The sequence below is a fragment of the Pantoea sp. BJ2 genome (genome assembly GCF_040255075.1).
GTDB classification, from domain to species: Bacteria; Pseudomonadota; Gammaproteobacteria; order Enterobacterales; family Enterobacteriaceae; genus Pantoea; species Pantoea leporis.
The window spans coordinates 1316756-1336193 of the sequence record NZ_CP158292.1 but is presented as its reverse complement, the minus strand read 5'-3'; the positions used below and the strand labels follow the sequence as shown (position 1 = coordinate 1336193).

Below are 19438 nucleotides of genomic sequence, written 5' to 3'. Positions count from 1 at the left end.
TAGTTAACAATTACCTACGGCAAAGGGGGCACGATGAGCGAGATTAAACGCAGAATAGACGACCATGGCGTGATTGGTGATTTACGCACCTGCGCACTGATTGCTAACGATGGCACCATCGATTATCTCTGCTGGCCGGCGCTCGATAGCCCGTCGGTTTTCGCCGCGCTACTGGACAGCGATGAGGCCGGCCTGTTCTCCCTCGCGCCGGACTGGAAAAATGCCCGCCAGCAACAGCTCTATTTACCGGATACCAATATTCTGCAAACCCGCTGGCTGGATGACGCGGGCGTGGCAGAGATCACCGATTACATGCCGATCTGCGATGAGCAGAGCAAAGTGCCGCGTATCGTGCGCCGCGTAAAGATGGTACGCGGCACCGCCACCTTTCATCTGCTGTGTGCGCCACGCCACGACTACGCGCGTGCCGAAACCACCACCGAACTGCGGCCCGGCGGTATCGCCTTCCTTGCGTCGGGGCAACCGGCGTTGCGCCTCAGCGCTTCGGTGGTGATGACGCGCGAGAACCACAGCGCGGTAGCGGAATTTACCCTGAAAGCCGGGGAAACCGCTGAGTTTGTCTTTGGTAACGATGACGATCCTAACGTGGCCACCATCGCCACCGAGCACTGTTTCCACGACACGCTGGAGTACTGGCGACGCTGGAGCAGCCACAGTTCCTATCGCGGCCGCTGGCAGGAGATGGTGACGCGTTCGGCGCTGGCGCTGAAGTTACTCACTTCGCATCAGCACGGTTCCATCGCCGCCGCCGCTACTTTCGGCTTACCCGAAGAGTTGGGCGGCGAGCGCAACTGGGATTATCGCGCCTCGTGGATTCGCGATGCCTCATTCAGCATGTACGCGCTGATGCGCCTCGGCTACACCGAAGAAGCGCGCGACTTTACCAAATGGGTCGGCCGCTGCGTCGAGCACAGCCACGACGACACGCCGCACCTGCAAGTGATGTATCGCCTCGACAGCGGCACCGAGCTACACGAAACCGAGCTGCTCAATCTTTCCGGCTACGCCAATTCACGTCCGGTGCGCATCGGCAATGATGCCTGGCGCCAGACGCAGCTCGATATTTACGGCGAACTGATGGATGCCATTTATCTCGCCAACAAATATGGCGAAGCGATTTCGCATCGCGGCTGGAAGTACGTCTCCGATATGATCGATTACGTCTGCGTGAACTGGAATCAGCCCGATGCCGGAATCTGGGAGATGCGCGGCGAGCCAGAACATTTCCTGCATTCACGCCTGATGTGTTGGGTCGCGCTCGATCGCGCACTGCGCCTTGGCCTGAAACGTTCGCTGCCGATGCCGTACGACCGCTGGGATAAGGTGCGCAGCGAGATCCGCGACGATATCTGGCAGAACTTCTGGAACCCGGAGCTGGGCCATTTCACCGCGACGCGCGGCGGCAATTTCCTGGATGCTTCGATGCTGCTGATGCCGCTGGTGCGCTTTGTCAGCTCCACCGATCCCGACTGGATTTCGACGCTGGACGCGATTAAAACGCATCTGGTGAGCGACGGTTTAGTCCGACGCTATAACATTCACGAGACGCCTGCCGATGCTTTAACCGGCGGAGAAGGATCTTTCGGTGCCTGCTCATTCTGGTATGTGGAGTGTCTGGCGCGAGCGGGTCGCGTACATGAGGCGCATTTTGAGTTTGAAAAGCTGCTGAGTTACGCCAATCCGCTTGGTTTGTACGCCGAAGAGTTCACCTCACACGGCGAAGCGTTGGGTAACATGCCGCAGGCGTTGACGCATCTGGCTTTAATCAGTGCCGCTTTTTTCCTCAATCGTAAATTGAGTAATGAAGTGACGCTGTGGCAGCCGTAAAAATTCACATTTTGGGCTGCGGATCGAAGGGATTTGTCGGGTAAAGACAAGGAATTGCGTAAAGTATGTGCAGCCAGTAAAAATCCTGATTTCCATCAATGCGCCAATGCACATATAATGCGCAGCGGGTCATACTGACCACGATGGATTCGACACACTGACAAGCCTGAAACATGGCCATAACGACTTGAAAAACATGAAAATGAGCATTCGCGCGTTCGCTTCACTCGCCCTCGCACTGGCGGCGTTCAGCCAGTCGGCATTTGCAGTAGTCTATCCGCTGCCGCCGGCTAACAGCCGTCTGATCGGCGAAAACATTGAAATCACTGTCCCTGATGACAGCAAACTTCCGCTGGAAGCCTTTGCTGCACAGTATCAGATGGGCCTCAGCAATATGCTGGAAGCCAATCCGGGCGTTGACGTTTATCTGCCAAAAGCTGGCACTAAAATGATCATCCCACAGCAGCTGATTCTGCCTGACGCGCCGCGTGAAGGCATCGTGATCAACAGCGCTGAGATGCGTCTTTACTACTACCCGAAAGGCACCAAGACCGTGGTCGTGCTGCCAATCGGTATCGGCGAGCTGGGTAAAGATACGCCGGTCAACTGGACGACCAAGGTTGAGCGTAAGAAAGATGGCCCAACCTGGACGCCAACCAAAGCGATGCACGCAGAATATGCGGCACGCGGCGAGAGCATTCCTGCGGTGTTCCCGGCGGGTCCGGATAACCCGATGGGCCTGCACGCGCTCTATATCGGCCGCCTGTATGCGATTCACGGCACCAACGCCAACTTCGGTATCGGCCTGCGCGTAAGCCACGGCTGTGTGCGTCTGCGTGCTGACGACATCAAATGGCTGTTCGACAACGTGCCTGTTGGCACCCGCGTACAGTTCATCGATCAGCCGGTGAAAGCCACCGTTGAGCCAGATGGTTCGCGCTACGTGGAAGTACACAATCCGCTATCGACCACCGAAGAGCAGTTCAATTCACGCGAAGTGGTGCCGATCAACCTGACTTCCGCTGTGACCAAAGTGATTGCCGATGCCAGCACCAACCAGGATGCGGTCAACAACGCTATCCAGGCGCGTAACGGTATGCCGATCAAAATCAACGGTCCAGCTGGCGAAGTGCAGCCAGCACCGGTGCCGGTTCAGGAGTCTTCTGACGCATTGCCGAAAGAAGAGCCAATGACGCCGCAAGGTATCAACGGCGCAGCGCCAGCAGCGCAGCCTGCCACCAGCCTGTAATCGCGAGTTAAGAAGCGCAATAAATTGCGCCGCTACAGATACATGCACCTACCGTAGCGGCGCGATTCATCGCGCAACGTCAATCAATCACGCGGTCGTCGAAACGCCAGCCAACCCGCCACCAGGGTAAACGCCAGCACTACCAACACCAGCAGCAAAAAGCCGTGCGGATTATTCGCCAGCGGAATCCCGCCCACGTTCATGCCAAAAAATCCCGCCACGATATTGATCGGTAACGCCAGCACGGTGATCACTGTCAGCAAAAAAAGCGTGCGGTTGCTCTGCTCCATCAATCGTGCGGCAATCTCTTCCTGCAGCAAACGAATCCGCTCCATCAAACTCGCCAAATCATTCAGCGCCACGCTGAACTCTTCGGTGAAAATTCGCAGCTCGCCCAGGGGTTCACGCTTTAGCCATTTGGGCGGACGATTCAGCAAGCGGAACAGCGCCGCCGGTTCCGGTGCCAGCAAACGCTGCACGCGCAGCAGCATACGACGCAGTTGTCCCAGCTCGCGGCGATTGGTTTTGATCGCCGCACTCAGCAAGCGCTCTTCAATCGCATCCACCGCCTGACTGGAACGCCGCACCACTTGCTCCAGCTGCGCTTCCTGCTCGCCAAGCAGCCACAGCAGCATCGCATCCGGCTCGGCGAACTTCAGTTCATTCATCTGCTGATGCATGCGTTCGATCATGCCAACCGGGCGAAAACGCGCGGTGACCACCACACGCGGGCAGCACCACATCCACAACGTGGCGTTCTGCGTGCTGCGCTCCTCTTTACTGAAGGTGACGTCATTGAGTACCGCCAGCAGCGCATCATTTTGCTGGGCTAAACGGGTGCGCGGCGAAGCAGAATGTATCTCGTCGAAAAAATCGTGGTCTACGCCAAAGTGGTCCTGAACCCAGCGTTCAGCACGCGCGTGATTAAGGTTGATGTGCAGCCAGATAAAGGTCGACTCCGGCAGCTGCTGCTGCGCCAGCTGGGCCGCTTCGCGTGCATTGAGCCGCTGTGGCAGCGACGCGGGCGTAAAAAGATAACCATGAATCAGTCCGGCGACGTCGTTATTGAAGTCCGGCAGCGAGGCGAGCGGTAGTACGGGCTGGAGCATTAGCAGGTCATTCCCGAGCGGTCAGATCCACAGCGTGCGACAGGGATGTTGCAGCAAGATGACACCGGGCGTGCGCCATCATCATTCTGTCATACAAACCACGTATCACACTGCCATTAACGGGTGCCGTTCGAGCATCGTGAGTTAACACTGAGGTGTTTTATGGCTGAAAACAGTTTACCTGCATCGACCTCCTCGTCCCACAGCGGACGCCCGAACCTTAACCGCGGCAACGGCCCTGCCTCACGCCTGATCTTCGTGCTGTTGCTGATTGCTGGCCTGCTGTATGCCGGCATCAACCTGTTTAATGACGTTGAAGAGACCGGCGCGCCGGTCACCAGCTACATACCGTTCCTGCTGCTCGGCGTGGCGCTGATCATTGCGCTCGGTTTTGAATTTGTGAACGGTTTCCACGATACCGCCAACGCCGTCGCCACGGTGATCTACACCCATTCACTGTCGCCGGGCGTGGCGGTGATGTGGTCCGGTTTCTGTAACTTTTTGGGCGTGCTGCTCTCCAGCGGCGTGGTGGCGTTCGGCATCATCTCGCTGCTGCCGGTGGAGTTAATTCTGCAAGCGGGCAGCGGCCACGGCTTTGCCATGGTCTATGCGCTGCTGTTCTCGGCGATTATCTGGAACCTCGGCACCTGGTATTTTGGTTTACCGGCCTCCTCTTCGCATACGCTGATCGGTTCGATTATCGGCGTTGGCGTGGCGAACGCCTTGCTGCATGGCCGCAGCGGCACCAGCGGCGTGGATTGGGATCAGGCAATTAAAGTCGGGTATGCGCTGCTGCTGTCGCCGATTGTCGGCTTCGTCTGCGCCGCACTGCTGCTGCTGGCGATGAAAGCCTTTATCCGCAATCGCCAGCTGTATGAAGCGCCGAAGGGCAACCAGCCGCCGCCGGTGTGGATTCGCGGCTTGCTGATCCTCACCTGCACCGGCGTCTCTTTCGCGCACGGCTCGAATGACGGGCAGAAAGGCATGGGCCTAATCATGCTGATTCTGGTCGGCACCATGCCGATTGCCTACGCGTTGAACCGCTCGCTGCCGCCGGAGCAGATTCCGCGCGTCGCCGCCTTGACTCAGGTGACGGAACAGCAGCTGCTGACGCTGCAACCGGCGCCCGCCGCCATGCCCGCGCCGCGCGAGGTGCTGACCGAATTCGTGCGCACCAGCCAGACTCGTCCACAGGTGTTGCCGGCGCTCGGCATGATGCTGGGCGATATCGGCGACCAGATTCGTCGCTACGGCGCAGTGGAGAATATCCCGGCGCAGGCGGTGACCAACACGCGAAACGACATGTATCTGGCCTCCGAAACCATTAAGCATCTGCAAAGCGCCAAAGTAGCGCTGCCGGAAGAGACCGCGCGCAACCTGGCGGCGGTGAAGAAAGAGCTGGATGCCGCCACGCGCTTTATCCCGATGTGGGTGAAAGTGGTGGTGGCGTTAGCGCTGGGTCTCGGCACCCTGGTTGGCTGGCGTCGCATTGTGGTGACGGTGGGCGAACGCATCGGCAAAACCCATCTGACCTACGCGCAAGGTGCCAGCGCTGAGCTGGTAGCGATGGCGACCATCGGCGCGGTCGACGCGTTTGGCCTGCCGGTTTCTACTACCCATGTGCTCTCTTCCGGCGTCGCCGGTACGATGGCCGCCAACCGTTCAGGTCTGCAACTCGCCACCATCCGCAATCTGGGGATGGCGTGGGTGCTGACGCTGCCGGTGTCCGTGTTACTTTCGGGGTTGCTTTACGCCCTGTTTATCCACTTTTAACTGCGGTAAACAACGGCGGCGCACGGGGGTTTGCCGATGAAGCGTTATTCGCTCAGCGCTTGCGCGGCCGTCTGCCGGCCGTGTTGCTGGTGCAGACGCAGCGTGATAGCAAACGCGCCCAGCACCATCAGCGCCGCCGCCAGATAGACCGATTGCATGCCCCAATGCCCAATCAGCAAGCCCGCCACCGGACCGGTTAATCCCAGTCCTAAATCAAGAAACGCCGAATAGGTGCCGAGTGCCGACCCCTGATCCTGCTGCTGTACGCGCTTCACCGCTTCCACACCTAGCGCGGGGAACACCAGCGAGAAACCGCCGCCGGTGAGGAACGCGCCCAAATCCACCAGCCAGATGCTGTCGGCCTGCCAAATCAGCAGCAGTCCGGCACACTCCAGCACGAACGACACCAGCGACACTTTCAGGCCACCGAAACGCGTGATGTAGCGACCAAAACCGAGGCGCACAATCACAAAACCGAGGCTGAACAGCGTCAGCGCGAACGCCGCACCGCTCCAGTCGCGGCTGGCGAAATAGAGCGTGATAAAGGTGGAAATTACGCCGAAACCAATGGTGCCAAAGCCAAGCGCCAGACCAAACATCCACACGCGGCTGACCACGCGATGAAACGGAATGCGCACGCCAGCGGAGACGCTGACGCCCGCTTTGCGACTCGCCATCCAGAATCCGGCAACGCCCATGATCGCCACTAAACCAGCAAAGCCGCTGATGCCAAACCACTGATTAAGCAGCACGCCGAGCGGTGCACCAATCGCCATGGCGAAATAGGTCGCTACGCCGTTCCACGAGATCACCCGCGCGGTTTGCAGCGGACCGACAATGTTCATGCCCCACAGCGTCGATCCGGTGCTGCTGAAGCTTTCACCTACGCCAAGGAACAAGCGCCCCGCCGCCAGCAGCGCCAGGCTCAGCAGCGGCATGTCGCTGCACAGCGCGGCGATAATCGATAACACGCCGCTCATGCCACAGAACACCAATCCCATCATCACCACGCGCTTCGGACCAAAGCGATCCGCCAGACGACCGGAGTGCGGGCGGCTTAATAGCGTAGCGAAATATTGCAGGCTAATGATTAATCCGGCGATGAACGAGCTGAATCCAAGCTGGTTATGCACAAATCCCGGCAGCACCGCGAGCGGCAAACCCACCGAGAGATAGCAAAAGAAGGTGAAAACAATGACGGAGAGAATACGTTTATTTAACTGAGCGTTACTCAGTACAGCGGCGTCAGACATGGAAAGTGGCGTCGGGAATGGTGATGAAAATGGACACTAACTATAACCTTAGCCTGCTAAGAGATCGCGGGTTTTTTAGTTATAAAGTTTATGCACTTGTTGAGAAGGTCGCCATGAATGGCGACTCTACGAGGATTTGATTATTGCTGCGGCATGGCGCTCGATTGCGGTGGCGATGTCGGCGGAGACTTTGAGGGTGCGAACTTCGCTGAACAAGCCGTCGGCTTGGTGATACGCCTTGCGCAGGTAGCCAAGCCACTGCTTGATGCGCGCCACGTGATACATGCCGGTATCGCCCTGCTTTTCCAGCTGAGTGTACTTCAGCAACAAGGCAACCACGTCGGGCCACGCCATCGGCGCTTCGTTGTACTTCACCACGCGCGCCAGATTCGGCACGTTGAGCGCGCCGCGCCCTATCATCACCGCATCGCAGCCGGTAATGCGCATGCAATCCTGCGCGTCCTGCCAGTTCCAGATCTCACCGTTGGCGATCACCGGAATGCGCAGACGCTGGCGGATTTCGCCAATCGCCTGCCAGTTAATGCTGTCGGCGCGATAACCGTCTTCTTTAGTACGACCGTGCACCACCAGCTCGCTGGCACCGGCTTGCTGCACCGCATCGGCAATCTCAAAACGACGATCGCCAGAATCCCAGCCCAACCGCACTTTCACCGTCACCGGCAGATGATCCGGCACCGCTTCACGCATCGCTTTCGCGCCGCGATAGATCAGTTCGGGATCTTTCAGCAAGGTGGCACCGCCGCCGCTGCCGTTGACCAGCTTTGACGGACAGCCGCAGTTGAGATCAACGCCCCAGGAACCGAGTTCCACCGCGCGCGCGGCGTTCTCGGCCAGCCACTCGGGGTATTGCCCGAGCAGCTGCATGCGAACGCGCGTGCCTGACGGCGTGCGGCTGTGGTTATGCAGCTCAGGACACAAACGATTGAAGGATTTTACCGGCAGCAGCTGATCGACCACGCGCAAAAACTCGGTCACGCACAAGTCATAATCATTCACCCCGGAGAGCAGCTCACGCACCAGCGAATCAAGCACGCCCTCCATCGGCGCCAGCAACACCCTCATGACGTTAGGCGTTCCCGGTTTTCTTTGGTGCCGGACGACGACGACCGCTGTTGGCGGCTGGCGCAGCCTGGCTTGCGCCCTGCGCTGGACGACGCGCGGAACGCGCTTCACCCTGCGGACGTGGCGCATTGCCGCTATGCGGGCGAGAAACGTTGCCGGCCTGGCCGCGACCCTGGCCTTGACCACGTCCGCCTTGACCGCGACCGCCGCCCTGCTGCTGACGACCGTTCTGGATTGGCTCGGCTTTGATGCTGGGATCGACTTCGAAGCCAGGCAGCTCGATGCGCGGGATTTCACGTTTCAGCAGACGCTCAATGTCACGCAGCAGTTTGTGTTCATCAACACACACCAGCGACAGTGCCGCGCCGGTAGCAGCCGCACGGCCGGTACGACCGATACGGTGCACGTAATCTTCCGCCACGTTTGGCAGCTCGTAGTTCACCACGTGTGGCAGCTCTTCGATATCCAGACCACGCGCCGCGATGTCGGTCGCGACCAGCACGCGAATGCCGCCGGATTTGAAGTCAGCCAATGCACGGGTACGCGCGCCCTGGCTCTTGTTGCCGTGGATCGCGGCGGCGGTGATGCCGTCTTTGTTCAGCTGCTCAGCCAGATGATTGGCGCCGTGTTTGGTACGGGTGAACACCAGCACTTGCTGCCAGTTATCACGACCAATCATCAGCGACAGCAGTTCCCGCTTGCGCTTCTTATCCACGAAATGCACTTGCTGTGAAACTTGCTCAGAGGCGGTGTTACGACGCGCAACTTCAACCTGTTCTGGGTTGGTAAGCAGTTTTTCCGCCAGCGTTTTGATCTCGTCAGAGAAGGTGGCAGAGAACAGCAGGTTCTGACGCTTAGCAGGCAGACGCGCCAGCACGCGACGGATGTCGTGGATGAAGCCCATGTCGAGCATACGATCCGCTTCATCCAACACGAGGATTTCAACCTGTGACAGATCAACCGCGTTCTGGTGCGCCAGATCGAGCAGACGGCCCGGTGTCGCCACCAGCACGTCAACGCCGCCGCGCAGTTTCATCATCTGCGGGTTGATGCTCACGCCGCCGAATACCACCAGCGAACGGATATCGAGATATTGGCTGTACTCACGCACGTTCTCGCCAACCTGAGCCGCCAGTTCGCGGGTCGGGGTCAGGATCAACGCACGCACCGGACGGCGGCCACGCGCCGTGGACGGTTTTGCAGTCAGACGCTGCAGCAACGGCAGCGTAAAGCCGGCGGTTTTACCGGTGCCGGTTTGGGCGCTCGCCAGCAGGTCACGACCAGCCAGCACCACAGGAATGGCCTGACGCTGAATCGGCGTCGGCTCTTGGTAGCCTTGTTCTGCTACCGCACGCAAAATATCGGCACTTAAGCCGAGAGAGTCAAATGACATGCAGGTGTATTACTCCGAACCGTCCTGACCGCCGTAGGCGATGTAGTTTTCAGGAGGGATATGACGCAAGCGCGGGGCTCACGTGTGAAAAGGGCACAAACTACCATGCGTAAGGGCGCGAGTTTAGCAGCTTTCCGCGCAGACAGCATCCATAAAAAAAGGAGCCGCATTGGGCTCCTTTTTGTCAGGTCCGCAGGGTTGCGGTCCCTAATCGATCAACTGCGCTTCTTCTCGATGCGCTGAACCGGCTCTTTCGCCAGCAGTGAAACCAGCGCCGGTCCCACCAACATCACCACGCCGAGGAGACCAATCAGCAGGTTGTTATGGATAAAGCGGGAGATCAGGAACAGCGTTAACATCGCTGCGCCAAAGTAGTAAGTGGTGGTCACCTCTTCGAGGGAATCACCCATTCTACGTAAACGGGCACTACGCTGCATGACCAGCATGGTAATGAATACCACCGCATAAGCTGCCACCAGGGTACTGCTCACTTCAACCAGCGCCCTATGTTTCCAGCCCCAAACCAGTGCGGCAATCACCAGCAGGTGCATTGCAATGTGCAAACAAGTTTGTCCGGTAACAATCTGAACACGATTAGACCATTTCATTCTCTTCTCCTGGCAGACCCAACAGGTCGCCCAAGTGTATCTGGCTGGAGGCCAGACGAACGTCCTCAATGTAAAGCAAATTTCGGATTACGCCCTAATTTTCTGCCCTTAACACCATCCATTTGTGACAAAGACTACACTTTGTGCTGTTGATGATGAAAAGGAGCGCGTCGAAGTATGCCACAAAATACGCAAGGATTTTCATTTAAAGTCCTGACGATCAATACCCACAAGGGTTTCACCAGCTTTAATCGCCGCTTTATCCTGCCGGAATTGCGTGACGCTGTTCGCGCCACGTCGGCGGATATCGTCTTCCTGCAAGAGGTAATGGGTACCCACGCCATCCATTCGCTGCACATTGAAAACTGGCCGGAAACCTCCCATTACGAATTTCTGGCCGATACCATGTGGAACGATTTTGCCTATGGCCGCAACGCGGTTTATCCCGAGGGACATCACGGGAACGCGATATTGTCACGCTTTCCCATCGTTGAATATGAAAACCGCGATATTTCCGTCGCCGGAAGTGAAAAACGCGGCATGTTGCACTGCCAAATCCGCCTGCCGGATCGGGCGGAACCGCTGCATGTGTTCTGCGTACATCTCGGTCTGAAGGAGAAACATCGCCAGGCGCAGATGAAGATGATGTGCGACTTTATCGATACGCTTCCGCCCGATGCGCCTTTGGTGGTGGCCGGTGATTTCAATGACTGGCAGGTCAGCGCCAATCGCTTTCTCAAACGCGCGGTGGGCTTAGAGGAAGTGTTCAGCATCAAAACCGGCCGCCCTGCCCGCACCTTCCCGGCGCGTTTTCCGCTGTTACGGCTAGATCGTATCTACATCCGCAACGCTACGGTGAGTAAGCCGTGGGCGCTGCCGGTTAAACCCTGGTCTCACCTGTCCGATCATGCGCCGTTAGCGGTGGAGATTTTCCTATGAGTTTCAATTGGCGCGACGGTAATCAGCTCCGTCTGTTAGAAAATGGTGACCAGTTTTTCCCGCGCGTATCAGGCGCGATCCAACGCGCCGAGCGCACGCTGCTGCTGGAAACCTTCATCCTGTTTGAGGACGAAGTCGGCAACGATCTGCACGAACAGTTGCTCAAGGCGGCGCAGCGCGGGGTCAAAGTCGAGGTGATGGTCGATGGCTACGGCTCGCCAGATCTCTCCGACCGGTTTGTGGATAGCCTGACGGCCGCAGGCGTGCGCTTTATCTATTACGATCCGCGTCCGCTGGTGCTCGGCATGCGCACCAATGTGTTTCGTCGCCTGCACCGCAAGATTGTGGTGATCGATGAACAGATCGCCTTTGTCGGCGGCATCAACTTCTCCGCTGAACATAACATCGATTTCGGTGCAGAGGCCAAACAGGATTATGCCGTGGAGGTGAAAGGCCCGGTGGTGCTGGATATTGCCCAATACGTGCAGCAACAAATGGGTAGCGAACAGCACACGCGGCGCTGGTGGGGTGCGCGTTCCCATCGCCCGGCGGTCAACGCCATGCCCGGTGAAGCGCAGGTGTTGTTTGTCTACCGCGATAACGACGAACACCGCGACGACATCGAACAGCACTATCTCGCCATGCTGCGCAAGGCACAGAAGGATGTGATCATCGCCAACGCCTACTTCTTCCCCGGCTATCGTCTGCTGCGCGAAATGCGCAGCGCGGCTCAGCGCGGCGTGCGCGTCAGGCTGATTGTGCAGGGCGAGCCCGATATGCCGATCGTCAAAGTCGGTGCCGAGCTGCTGTACAACTACCTGGTCGATGGCGGTGTGGAAGTGTATGAATATTGCCGCCGCCCGCTGCACGGCAAAATAGCGGTACAGGATCAGCAGTGGTCCACCGTCGGCTCCAGCAACCTCGATCCACTGAGTTTATCTCTCAATCTGGAAGCTAATTTGATGGTGCACGATCGCGCTTTCAACCAGACGCTGCGCGACAATCTGGAACTGCTGATTCAGCAGGATTGCGTGCGCGTGGAGGATGACAAGCTGCCGCCGCGCAACTGGTGGCAGCTCACCAAGGGCGTAATTGTGTTCCACTTTTTACGTCACTTCCCGGCTATTGCCGGATGGTTGCCTGCGCACACGCCACACTTGTCGCAAGTTGCTCCCCCCGTACAACCCGAAATGGAAACTCAGGATCGGGTTGAAGCTGATAATTCAGGAGCAAAATCCTAATGTCGAAAAAGAATCCGCGCTGGCAACTGGCGAAGAAAATCCTCACCTGGCTGTTTTTTATTGCGGTGATTGTGCTGCTGGTGGTGTATGCGCGCAAGGTGAACTGGGAAGACGTCTATACGGTGATCGTCGGTTATAACCGCTATGTGGTGCTAAGCGCTGCTGCACTAGTGGTGGTGAGTTATCTGACCTATGGCTTGTACGACCTGATTGGACGAGCCTACTGCGGCCATAAGCTGGCGAAGCGCCAGGTGATGCTGGTGTCGTTTATCTGTTATGCCTTCAACCTGACGCTCAGCACCTGGGTTGGCGGCGTGGCGATGCGCTATCGGCTCTACTCAAGACTCGGTTTGCCGGGCAATACTATTACGCGCATTTTCTCGCTGAGCATCGCCACCAACTGGCTCGGCTATATTCTGCTGGCCGGCGTGGTGTTTGCGGCGGGCATGGTGCCGATTCCCTCCGGTTGGTTCATTGGTGAAACCACGCTGCGCATCATTGGCGCGGTGCTGCTGGTGATGGTGGCGGTCTATTTGTGGGCTTGCGCCTTCGCGAAGAAGCGCCGCTGGACGGTTAAAGGCCAGCATCTGCAGCTGCCTTCGCTGCGCATGGCGCTGTTCCAGTTTGCGGTCTCCTGCGCCAACTGGATGGTGATGGGCATGATTATCTGGCTGCTGCTGGCGCGTCAGGTGGATTATCCGATTGTGTTAGGCGTGTTGCTGATCAGCAGTATCGCCGGTGTGATCATTCACATCCCGGCCGGGATTGGTGTGCTGGAAGCGGTATTTTTGGCGCTGCTCAGTGGGCAACACGCCTCGCACGGCACCATTATTGCAGCGCTGCTGGCTTACCGCGTGCTCTATTTTATTCTGCCGCTGTTGGTGGCGCTGGTGCTCTATTTGTGGCTGGAGAGCCGCGCGAAGCATTTACGGCAGAAGAATGAGCAGAAGATGGAGAAATCGGTATCGCGGTGAGTTTGTGCGGAGTTCCCCTCTCCCGCAGGCGGGAAAGGGGACAGTTTGGTGCGTGGTTTAGCGGCGGTTGCCGAAGATGCGCAGCAGCATCAGGAACAGGTTGATGAAGTCGAGATACAGCGTTAACGCACCCATGATTGAGGCGCGACGCAGGTTCTCTTTGTCATTGACGTTGATATTCTCGCCAATCGCCTTCAGCCTCTGCGTGTCATAGGCGGTTAAGCCAACAAACACCACCACGCCGATATAGGTAATCGCCCACATCAGCGCCGGACTTTTCAGCCAGAAGTTCACCAGTGACGCCAGCAAAATACCGATCAGCGCCATAAACAGCAGGCTGCCAAAACGGCTCAGGTCGCGCTTAGTGGTGTAACCGTAGAAGCTCATGGCACCGAACATCCCGGCCGTCACGAAGAAGGTGCTGGCGATGGATGAGTAGGTGTAAACGAGGAAAATACTCGCCATGGTTAATCCGGTTAGCGCCGAATAGAGCATAAACAGTGCGGTGGCGACCGCGCCGCTCAGGCGATGCACCATGCCAGACAACACAAACACCAGCGCTAACTGCGCGATGATCAAGCCAAAGAAAGTGATGCGGTTAGCAAACACCAGTTCCATTACTGCAGGTGTGCGGGCAGCAAACCACGAAACAAACGCGGTCAGCAGCAAGCCGCAGGTCATCCAACCATATACCTGCGCCATGTAGGTCTGCAGCGAGGTGGATGCCTGCTGCACGATTGAATCATTACGTGGATATCGATCCATGAAGCGCCTCATTAGCGGTTACGTTAACAAACTCTGTAAGTGTGGAGTGTACACCCGTTTGCGTCAACGGCGCGTCAAGCACTGTTGATAGCGGCCATTTACGCGCTGAGCAAACCACGCGGTGGTGAGATTGCGGGTGATTTTCGGGCTCTCCAGCTTGATGCCCGGCAGCATTTCGCGCGGCAGACGTTTTCCGGCCATCTTATCGGCGAGGATAAAGGTCTGCTTCCACAGTGTGCTTTTGGCAAAATCTTCAGTGTCGCCCTTCTCCAGATCGCGGCGGATTTCACGATTGCTCATATCCAGCTGCTTGCTCAGGCTGCGCACCGCCAGTTCGGTGGAACCGGCCTGATCGCTGCCATAGGCGATGAGGTCGCCGTCCAGTGCCAGCTTGATGCCGCTGGCGCGCGCGATGGCCGCCTGAAATGCGGCGTTGCGGCTGGCGTACCAACCGGCGTTGAAGTCGGCGAAGCGATACAGCGGCTGGCTGTAATCGGCCGGGTAGCCAAGCAGATGCAGCGTGCCGAAGTAGATACCACCGCGACGAGTGAAGACTTCACGACGAATCGAGCCGTCAACCGCATACGGATAGCCTTTGGCGTGCGCTTCCGCAAACGCAATGCTGACCTGCATCGGCCCGCCGGTATGAATTGGGTTGAGGTTGCCAAACAGCTTTTGCCCCATCGGCACCATATCGATGAAATCATCAAAAATGGCGCTCAGCTCTTTCTCGCTGCGCACCTTATCCAGACGCGCAGCATAGCTTTCGCCATTTGGTGATTTGATCAGCAGAGCGGTGCGCACCAGAAATGCCGGCACATGCACTTTGGCGGCGCGGCGATCAATCTCGCCCCAGGCGATTTTCGGTAAGCCCGGCACCACCGCATCGGCGCTGAAGTTAGACTCCTGATCGGTAACGGCAATCACTGCGCAGAGGTTGCTGACGCTGGCATCAATTTGCTGCACGCGGAACGCGGTATAGATATCGTCGGCCCAGGCGGATTTCTGTTTAACGTCGCTGGGTAACAACTGCTGGATTTGGCGTTTTACATCGGCGGGCTGACGCGCGGGCGCCTGCGGCTCTTTTTTCGTGCTACAACCGGCCAGCACCAGCGCAGCCAGCAAAGCTGCGCCTTTCATCATCTTGCTCGTGTTCATCCTGCTCCCTGACGCCAACAAAAACCGTACCTTAACGTTTTCAGTGGCCTGCCGCTATCGGAGCCGGAGGATTTTGCGCGCTAGCTCCAGAGTTCAGCGGCCTGATGATCGCTATCACGGGCATCAACCCAGCGGTCGCCTGTGGCGGTGGCTTCACGCTTCCAGAACGGCGCGCGGGTTTTCAGGTAATCCATGATGAACTCGGTGGCGGCGAATGCGCTGCCGCGATGCGCGCTGCTGACGCCCACAAACACGATCTCATCGCCGGGAAACAGTTCGCCAACGCGATGGATCACCGTAACCTGCTGCAGCGCCCAGCGCTGACGCGCGTCTTCTACGATCTCCCCCAGCGCTTTTTCCGTCATGCCGGGATAGTGCTCCAGCGTCAAGGCCGCCACGCTGGCACCGAGATTGTGATTGCGCACTTTGCCGGTGAAGGTGACGACCGCGCCATCTCTGTCATGGGTGGCGAGTTTTTCGTACTCTTCGCCGACGTTGAACGGCTCTGAACCCACACGAATCCGCGTTTCCATCATCAGCCTCCCGTGACCGGCGGGAAAAAGGCCACTTCATCACCCGCACGCAGCGGATGACTCATCGGCACCAGCGTTTGGTTTACCGCCGCCAGCAGCTTGCCGGATTCCAGCGCCAGCGCCCAGCGATCGCCCTTCTCTGCTAACGCCGCGCGCAGCGTGGCGACATCGGCGTAGTCAGGCTGCAAATCCAGTGAAGCGGTGCCGGTTAATTCCCGCACCTGAGCAAAAAACAGCACCTTAATCATGGCTCACCGCCTTGAAGTCGCCGGATTTGCCGCCGCTTTTAGTCAGCAAACGCAGCTGGTCGATGACGATGTCTTTTTGCACCGCTTTGCACATGTCATAGATGGTCAGCGCTGCAACGGACGCCGCCGTCAGCGCTTCCATCTCAACGCCAGTTTTGCCGGTAAGACGACAGAGTGAGGTGACGCGCACGCGATTGTGCTGCGGTTCCGCCAGCAAGGTAACCTCCACTTTGCTCAGCATCAGCGGATGACAGAGCGGAATCAGTTCCCAGGTGCGTTTTGCCGCCTGAATACCGGCGATGCGCGCGGTGGCGAACACGTCGCCTTTATGATGGCTGCCGTCAATAATCATCTGCAGCGTTTCGGCGCTCATCAGCACCAGTGCTTCGGCCTGCGCTTCGCGCACCGTTTCGGTTTTGCCAGAGACATCCACCATGTGGGCTTCGCCAGCGGCATTGATATGAGTTAACGATGACATGCTTACAACTTCTTCAAATGTGAGACGAAATTACACGGACGCGTACGCGCATCCAGCTGATCTTCGATAATGCGTTCCCAGGCGCTGCGGCAGGCGTTGGTTGATCCCGGCACGGCAAAAATCAGCGTCTGATTGGCTAATCCAGCCACCGCGCGCGACTGCAGCGTCGAGCTGCCGATCTCTTCATAGGAGATCATGCGGAACAGCTCGCCAAAGCCTTCGATTTCGCGGTCCAGTAGCGGCAGCAACGCTTCTGGCGTGCTGTTTTTGCTATTGAAACCGGTGCCGCCGTTAACGATCACCACTTGCACATCGTCGCTGGCAATCCAGCGCGATACCGTGGCGCGAATGCGATAGCGGTTATCTGGCACAATCGCGCGATCAACCACCTGATGCCCGGCTTCCGCCAGCGCTTCACGCAGATAATCGCCCGATGTGTCATTGCTGGCATCGCGGCTATCCGAGACGGTCATCACCGCCACATTTAAGGCGACAAATTCGCCGGAAGGTTTACCCATGGCCGTAACTCCTGTGTTTAGCCACCAATAAAGGAGAGATTTTGCGTGATGCCGGTGTTGCCCTGATGCAGGAAATGCGTCTGCTTTTTCTGTCCAAGGCTGTGCGCAATGCGCGCCTGCAACTCATCTTGCTGATCGTCAGAGGCCAGCAGATCGCGCAGCGACACGCCGCCGTCACCAAACAGGCACAGATGCAGATTGCCCAGCGCCGAGACGCGCAGGCGGTTGCAGCTGGCACAGAAATCTTTCTCGTACGGCATGATCAGGCCGACTTCGCCCTGATAATCGGGATGACGGAACACCTGCGCCGGACCGTCGCTGCGGCCGCGCGGCTGGCGTTGCCAGCCTTGCAGGATCAGTTGGTCGCGGATCACTTCACCGGAGATGTGATGACGGCGGAACAGATCGCTGCCTTCGCCGGTTTCCATCAGTTCGATAAAGCGCAGTTGAATCGGTCGCAGGCGCAGCCACTCAAGGAAGGTGCTGAGACTATGGCTGTTCACATCGCGCATCAGCACGCTATTGACTTTCACTTTATCGAAACCGGCATCAAAGGCGGCGTCGATTCCCGCCATCACCTCGGCAAATTTGTCCTGGCCGGTAATGGCGTGAAACTGGCGTGCGTCGAGGCTATCGACGCTGACGTTGATATGGGTGAGACCGGCAGCGCGCCAGGCACCTACGTCACGCGCCATGCGATAACCGTTGGTGGTCATCGCGATCTGGCGAATGGCGGCGTTTTCACGCACTGCAGCGATGATGTCGGTGAAATCACGCCGCATGGAGGGTTCGCCGCCCGTCAGGCGCACTTTTTCCGTGCCCGCCGCCGCAAAGGCACGCGTCACGCGACGAATCTCATCCAGCGAGAGAAAACTTTTATTGTGTGTACCGTTCGGCTTATAGCCGTTCGGCAAACAGTAGGTACAACGGAAGTTACACACATCCGTGACCGACAGGCGCAGATAGTAAAAGCTGCGCGCATAGGCATCTATAAATTGTGGCACCTGAACACCTTTCCAAAGTCGGGAGATGCAGTCATTTCTTTCTGCACCCTGGCAGCTCAAGGCTGCGGCCTGGCTTCCATATCGATAACGACTTAGGAAACCAGGCTTGGGAGTTTGTTGTCATTATGGACAACACGGTTAAAACGAATGGTAGCGCGATTAACGGTTAGCATCCATGAGTGATTTTCGCTATATATCTTGATGCATAACGTTTTTTCACCGCATTTTCGCGACAGGATACGGTAAAATGCACCACGGATATTGATGCACATCAGTTCAACTACGCCTCAACGCGAGGACGTCAGTGACAAAGGAGAAACATGAATCGAACCCTGGCAGATTTGGATCGCGTAGTGGCATTAGGTGGCGGACACGGTTTGGGCCGCGTGATGTCGGCGCTGGCACCGTTAGGTTCGCGCCTGACCGGCATCGTCACCACCACCGATAACGGCGGATCCACCGGCCGCATTCGCCGCTCGGAAGGCGGCATTGCGTGGGGCGATATGCGTAACTGCATCAATCAGTTGATCACCGAACCGAGCGTCGCCACCGCGATGTTTGAGTATCGCTTCACCGGCAATGGCTAGCTGGCCGGGCATAATCTGGGCAACCTGATGCTGAAGGCGCTTGATCATCTCAGCGTGCGCCCGCTGGAAGCCATCAACATCATCCGCAATCTGCTCAAGGTCGATGCGTTTCTGATCCCGATGTCGGAACAGCCGGTCGATCTGGTGGCGCAGGATGGCGAAGGCAATATGGTGTACGGCGAAACGGCAATTGATGAGATGAAGCAGCCGCCCCAAGAGTTGATGTTACATCCGAATGTATTGCCAACCCGTGAAGCCATCGAGGCAATTGGTGAAGCGGATTTGATTCTGATTGGCCCCGGCAGCTTCTACACCAGCCTGATGCCGATTCTGCTGATGGAAGAGATGGCGCGCGCGCTGCGCCGTACGCCTGCCACCATGGTGTTTATCGGCAATCTGGGCCGCGAACTGAGCCCAGCGGCAGCTAGCCTGAATGTGGCCGACAAGTTGGCAATTATGGAGAAAGCGATTGGCAAGCGGGTGATTGATGCGGTGGTGGTGAGTCCAGCCGCCGATATTCGCGGCGTGGAAGAGCGTTTAATCATTCGCGAGCCGCTGGAGGCCGCCGACATCAAATATCGCCATGACCGCCAGCTGCTGCGCATCGCGCTGGAACATGCGATTCAGGCCGTTTAATTTCCAGGTGCGCATGAATGCGCACCCTACGAAAACCGCGC

General features: G+C 57.8%; 18 protein-coding genes, 1 pseudogene and 1 riboswitch. Of the genes and pseudogenes, 7 read left to right on the top strand and 12 right to left on the bottom strand.

Features of this window, described 5'->3' with window-relative positions; all coding sequences use genetic code 11:
• Window positions 1-33: 33 nt before the first annotated feature.
• Window positions 34-1848: a glycoside hydrolase family 15 protein gene (locus AAF463_RS06090; RefSeq protein WP_101763162.1), complete on the top strand. Its 1815-nt coding sequence runs from the start codon at window positions 34-36 to the stop codon at window positions 1846-1848.
• A 196-nt stretch (window positions 1849-2044) separates the two neighbouring features.
• Entirely contained in the window at window positions 2045-3097 is a 1053-nt protein-coding gene (locus tag AAF463_RS06085; protein WP_101763163.1) for a L,D-transpeptidase family protein, read from the top strand.
• Window positions 3098-3180: 83 nt separating this feature from the next.
• On the opposite strand, the gene AAF463_RS06080 is transcribed toward AAF463_RS06085, so the two are convergent.
• Window positions 3181-4206, bottom strand: coding sequence for a transporter (locus AAF463_RS06080; protein ID WP_217547195.1), 1026 nt, complete (start codon window positions 4204-4206; stop codon window positions 3181-3183).
• Between the two features lie 162 nt (window positions 4207-4368).
• Between AAF463_RS06080 and AAF463_RS06075 the strand changes: the two genes are divergently transcribed.
• Entirely contained in the window at window positions 4369-5979 is a 1611-nt protein-coding gene (locus AAF463_RS06075; RefSeq protein ID WP_350261704.1) for an inorganic phosphate transporter, read from the top strand.
• A gap of 44 nt (window positions 5980-6023) precedes the next feature.
• Here the strand turns inward: AAF463_RS06075 and AAF463_RS06070 are convergent, their stop codons facing one another.
• The 4 genes from AAF463_RS06070 to AAF463_RS06055 form a co-directional block, all read right to left on the bottom strand.
• Complete coding sequence (locus tag AAF463_RS06070; protein ID WP_101763166.1) at window positions 6024-7232, bottom strand: MFS transporter; 1209 nt, start codon at window positions 7230-7232, stop codon at window positions 6024-6026.
• 126 nt (window positions 7233-7358) lie between these two features.
• Window positions 7359-8315 carry a tRNA dihydrouridine(16) synthase DusC gene (gene dusC, locus AAF463_RS06065; RefSeq protein ID WP_350261703.1) on the bottom strand — a complete coding sequence of 319 codons (957 nt, stop codon included), beginning with the start codon at window positions 8313-8315 and terminating at the stop codon, window positions 7359-7361.
• A gap of 4 nt (window positions 8316-8319) precedes the next feature.
• Window positions 8320-9708, bottom strand: a complete 1389-nt coding sequence (rhlE, locus tag AAF463_RS06060; RefSeq protein ID WP_192236598.1) for an ATP-dependent RNA helicase RhlE — start codon at window positions 9706-9708, stop codon at window positions 8320-8322.
• Between the two features lie 215 nt (window positions 9709-9923).
• Window positions 9924-10316: a YbhQ family protein gene (locus AAF463_RS06055; RefSeq protein WP_101763168.1), complete on the bottom strand. Its 393-nt coding sequence runs from the start codon at window positions 10314-10316 to the stop codon at window positions 9924-9926.
• Window positions 10317-10493: 177 nt separating this feature from the next.
• Here AAF463_RS06055 and AAF463_RS06050 point away from each other — a divergent pair, with 177 nt between their 5' ends.
• Genes AAF463_RS06050 through AAF463_RS06040 form a run of 3 tightly spaced genes read left to right on the top strand, consistent with a single transcriptional unit; the run spans window position 10494 to window position 13470 of the window.
• The gene (locus tag AAF463_RS06050; RefSeq protein ID WP_101763169.1) at window positions 10494-11255 is read left to right on the top strand and encodes an endonuclease/exonuclease/phosphatase family protein; all 762 of its coding nucleotides are present in this window, start codon (window positions 10494-10496) and stop codon (window positions 11253-11255) included.
• Entirely contained in the window at window positions 11252-12496 is a 1245-nt protein-coding gene (gene clsB, locus AAF463_RS06045; RefSeq protein ID WP_137385413.1) for a cardiolipin synthase ClsB, read from the top strand. The genes AAF463_RS06050 and clsB overlap by 4 nt, the downstream gene beginning before the upstream one ends.
• The gene (locus AAF463_RS06040) at window positions 12496-13470 is read left to right on the top strand and encodes a lysylphosphatidylglycerol synthase domain-containing protein (protein WP_101763171.1); all 975 of its coding nucleotides are present in this window, start codon (window positions 12496-12498) and stop codon (window positions 13468-13470) included. Before clsB ends, AAF463_RS06040 begins: the two co-directional genes overlap by 1 nt.
• A gap of 57 nt (window positions 13471-13527) precedes the next feature.
• Here AAF463_RS06040 and AAF463_RS06035 read toward each other — a convergent pair whose 3' ends face one another.
• The 7 genes from AAF463_RS06035 to moaA form a co-directional block, all read right to left on the bottom strand.
• Window positions 13528-14235 (bottom strand): Bax inhibitor-1/YccA family protein, encoded by a 708-nt coding sequence (locus AAF463_RS06035; protein WP_101763172.1) that lies wholly within the window; start codon window positions 14233-14235, stop codon window positions 13528-13530.
• Window positions 14236-14298: 63 nt separating this feature from the next.
• A complete protein-coding gene (locus tag AAF463_RS06030) occupies window positions 14299-15393 on the bottom strand; it encodes a DUF1615 domain-containing protein (RefSeq protein WP_350261702.1) in 1095 nt (364 codons plus the stop codon).
• 80 nt (window positions 15394-15473) lie between these two features.
• Entirely contained in the window at window positions 15474-15926 is a 453-nt protein-coding gene (moaE, locus tag AAF463_RS06025) for a molybdopterin synthase catalytic subunit MoaE (protein WP_350261976.1), read from the bottom strand.
• Window positions 15927-15928: 2 nt separating this feature from the next.
• A complete protein-coding gene (gene moaD / locus AAF463_RS06020) occupies window positions 15929-16174 on the bottom strand; it encodes a molybdopterin synthase sulfur carrier subunit (protein WP_101763175.1) in 246 nt (81 codons plus the stop codon).
• Window positions 16167-16652, bottom strand: coding sequence for a cyclic pyranopterin monophosphate synthase MoaC (gene moaC / locus AAF463_RS06015; protein WP_110865768.1), 486 nt, complete (start codon window positions 16650-16652; stop codon window positions 16167-16169). The genes moaD and moaC overlap by 8 nt, the downstream gene beginning before the upstream one ends.
• 2 nt (window positions 16653-16654) lie before the next feature.
• A complete protein-coding gene (gene moaB, locus AAF463_RS06010; RefSeq protein WP_101763177.1) occupies window positions 16655-17170 on the bottom strand; it encodes a molybdenum cofactor biosynthesis protein B in 516 nt (171 codons plus the stop codon).
• 17 nt (window positions 17171-17187) lie between these two features.
• Window positions 17188-18174 (bottom strand): GTP 3',8-cyclase MoaA, encoded by a 987-nt coding sequence (gene moaA, locus AAF463_RS06005; protein ID WP_350261701.1) that lies wholly within the window; start codon window positions 18172-18174, stop codon window positions 17188-17190.
• A riboswitch (molybdenum cofactor riboswitch) is annotated at window positions 18164-18299 on the bottom strand. Its footprint overlaps the gene before it by 11 nt.
• Window positions 18300-18494: 195 nt before the next feature.
• On the opposite strand from moaA, the pseudogene yvcK reads away from it, so the two are divergent.
• Window positions 18495-19397 (top strand): annotated as a pseudogene (yvcK, locus tag AAF463_RS06000) (uridine diphosphate-N-acetylglucosamine-binding protein YvcK).
• Window positions 19398-19438: the final 41 nt, after the last annotated feature.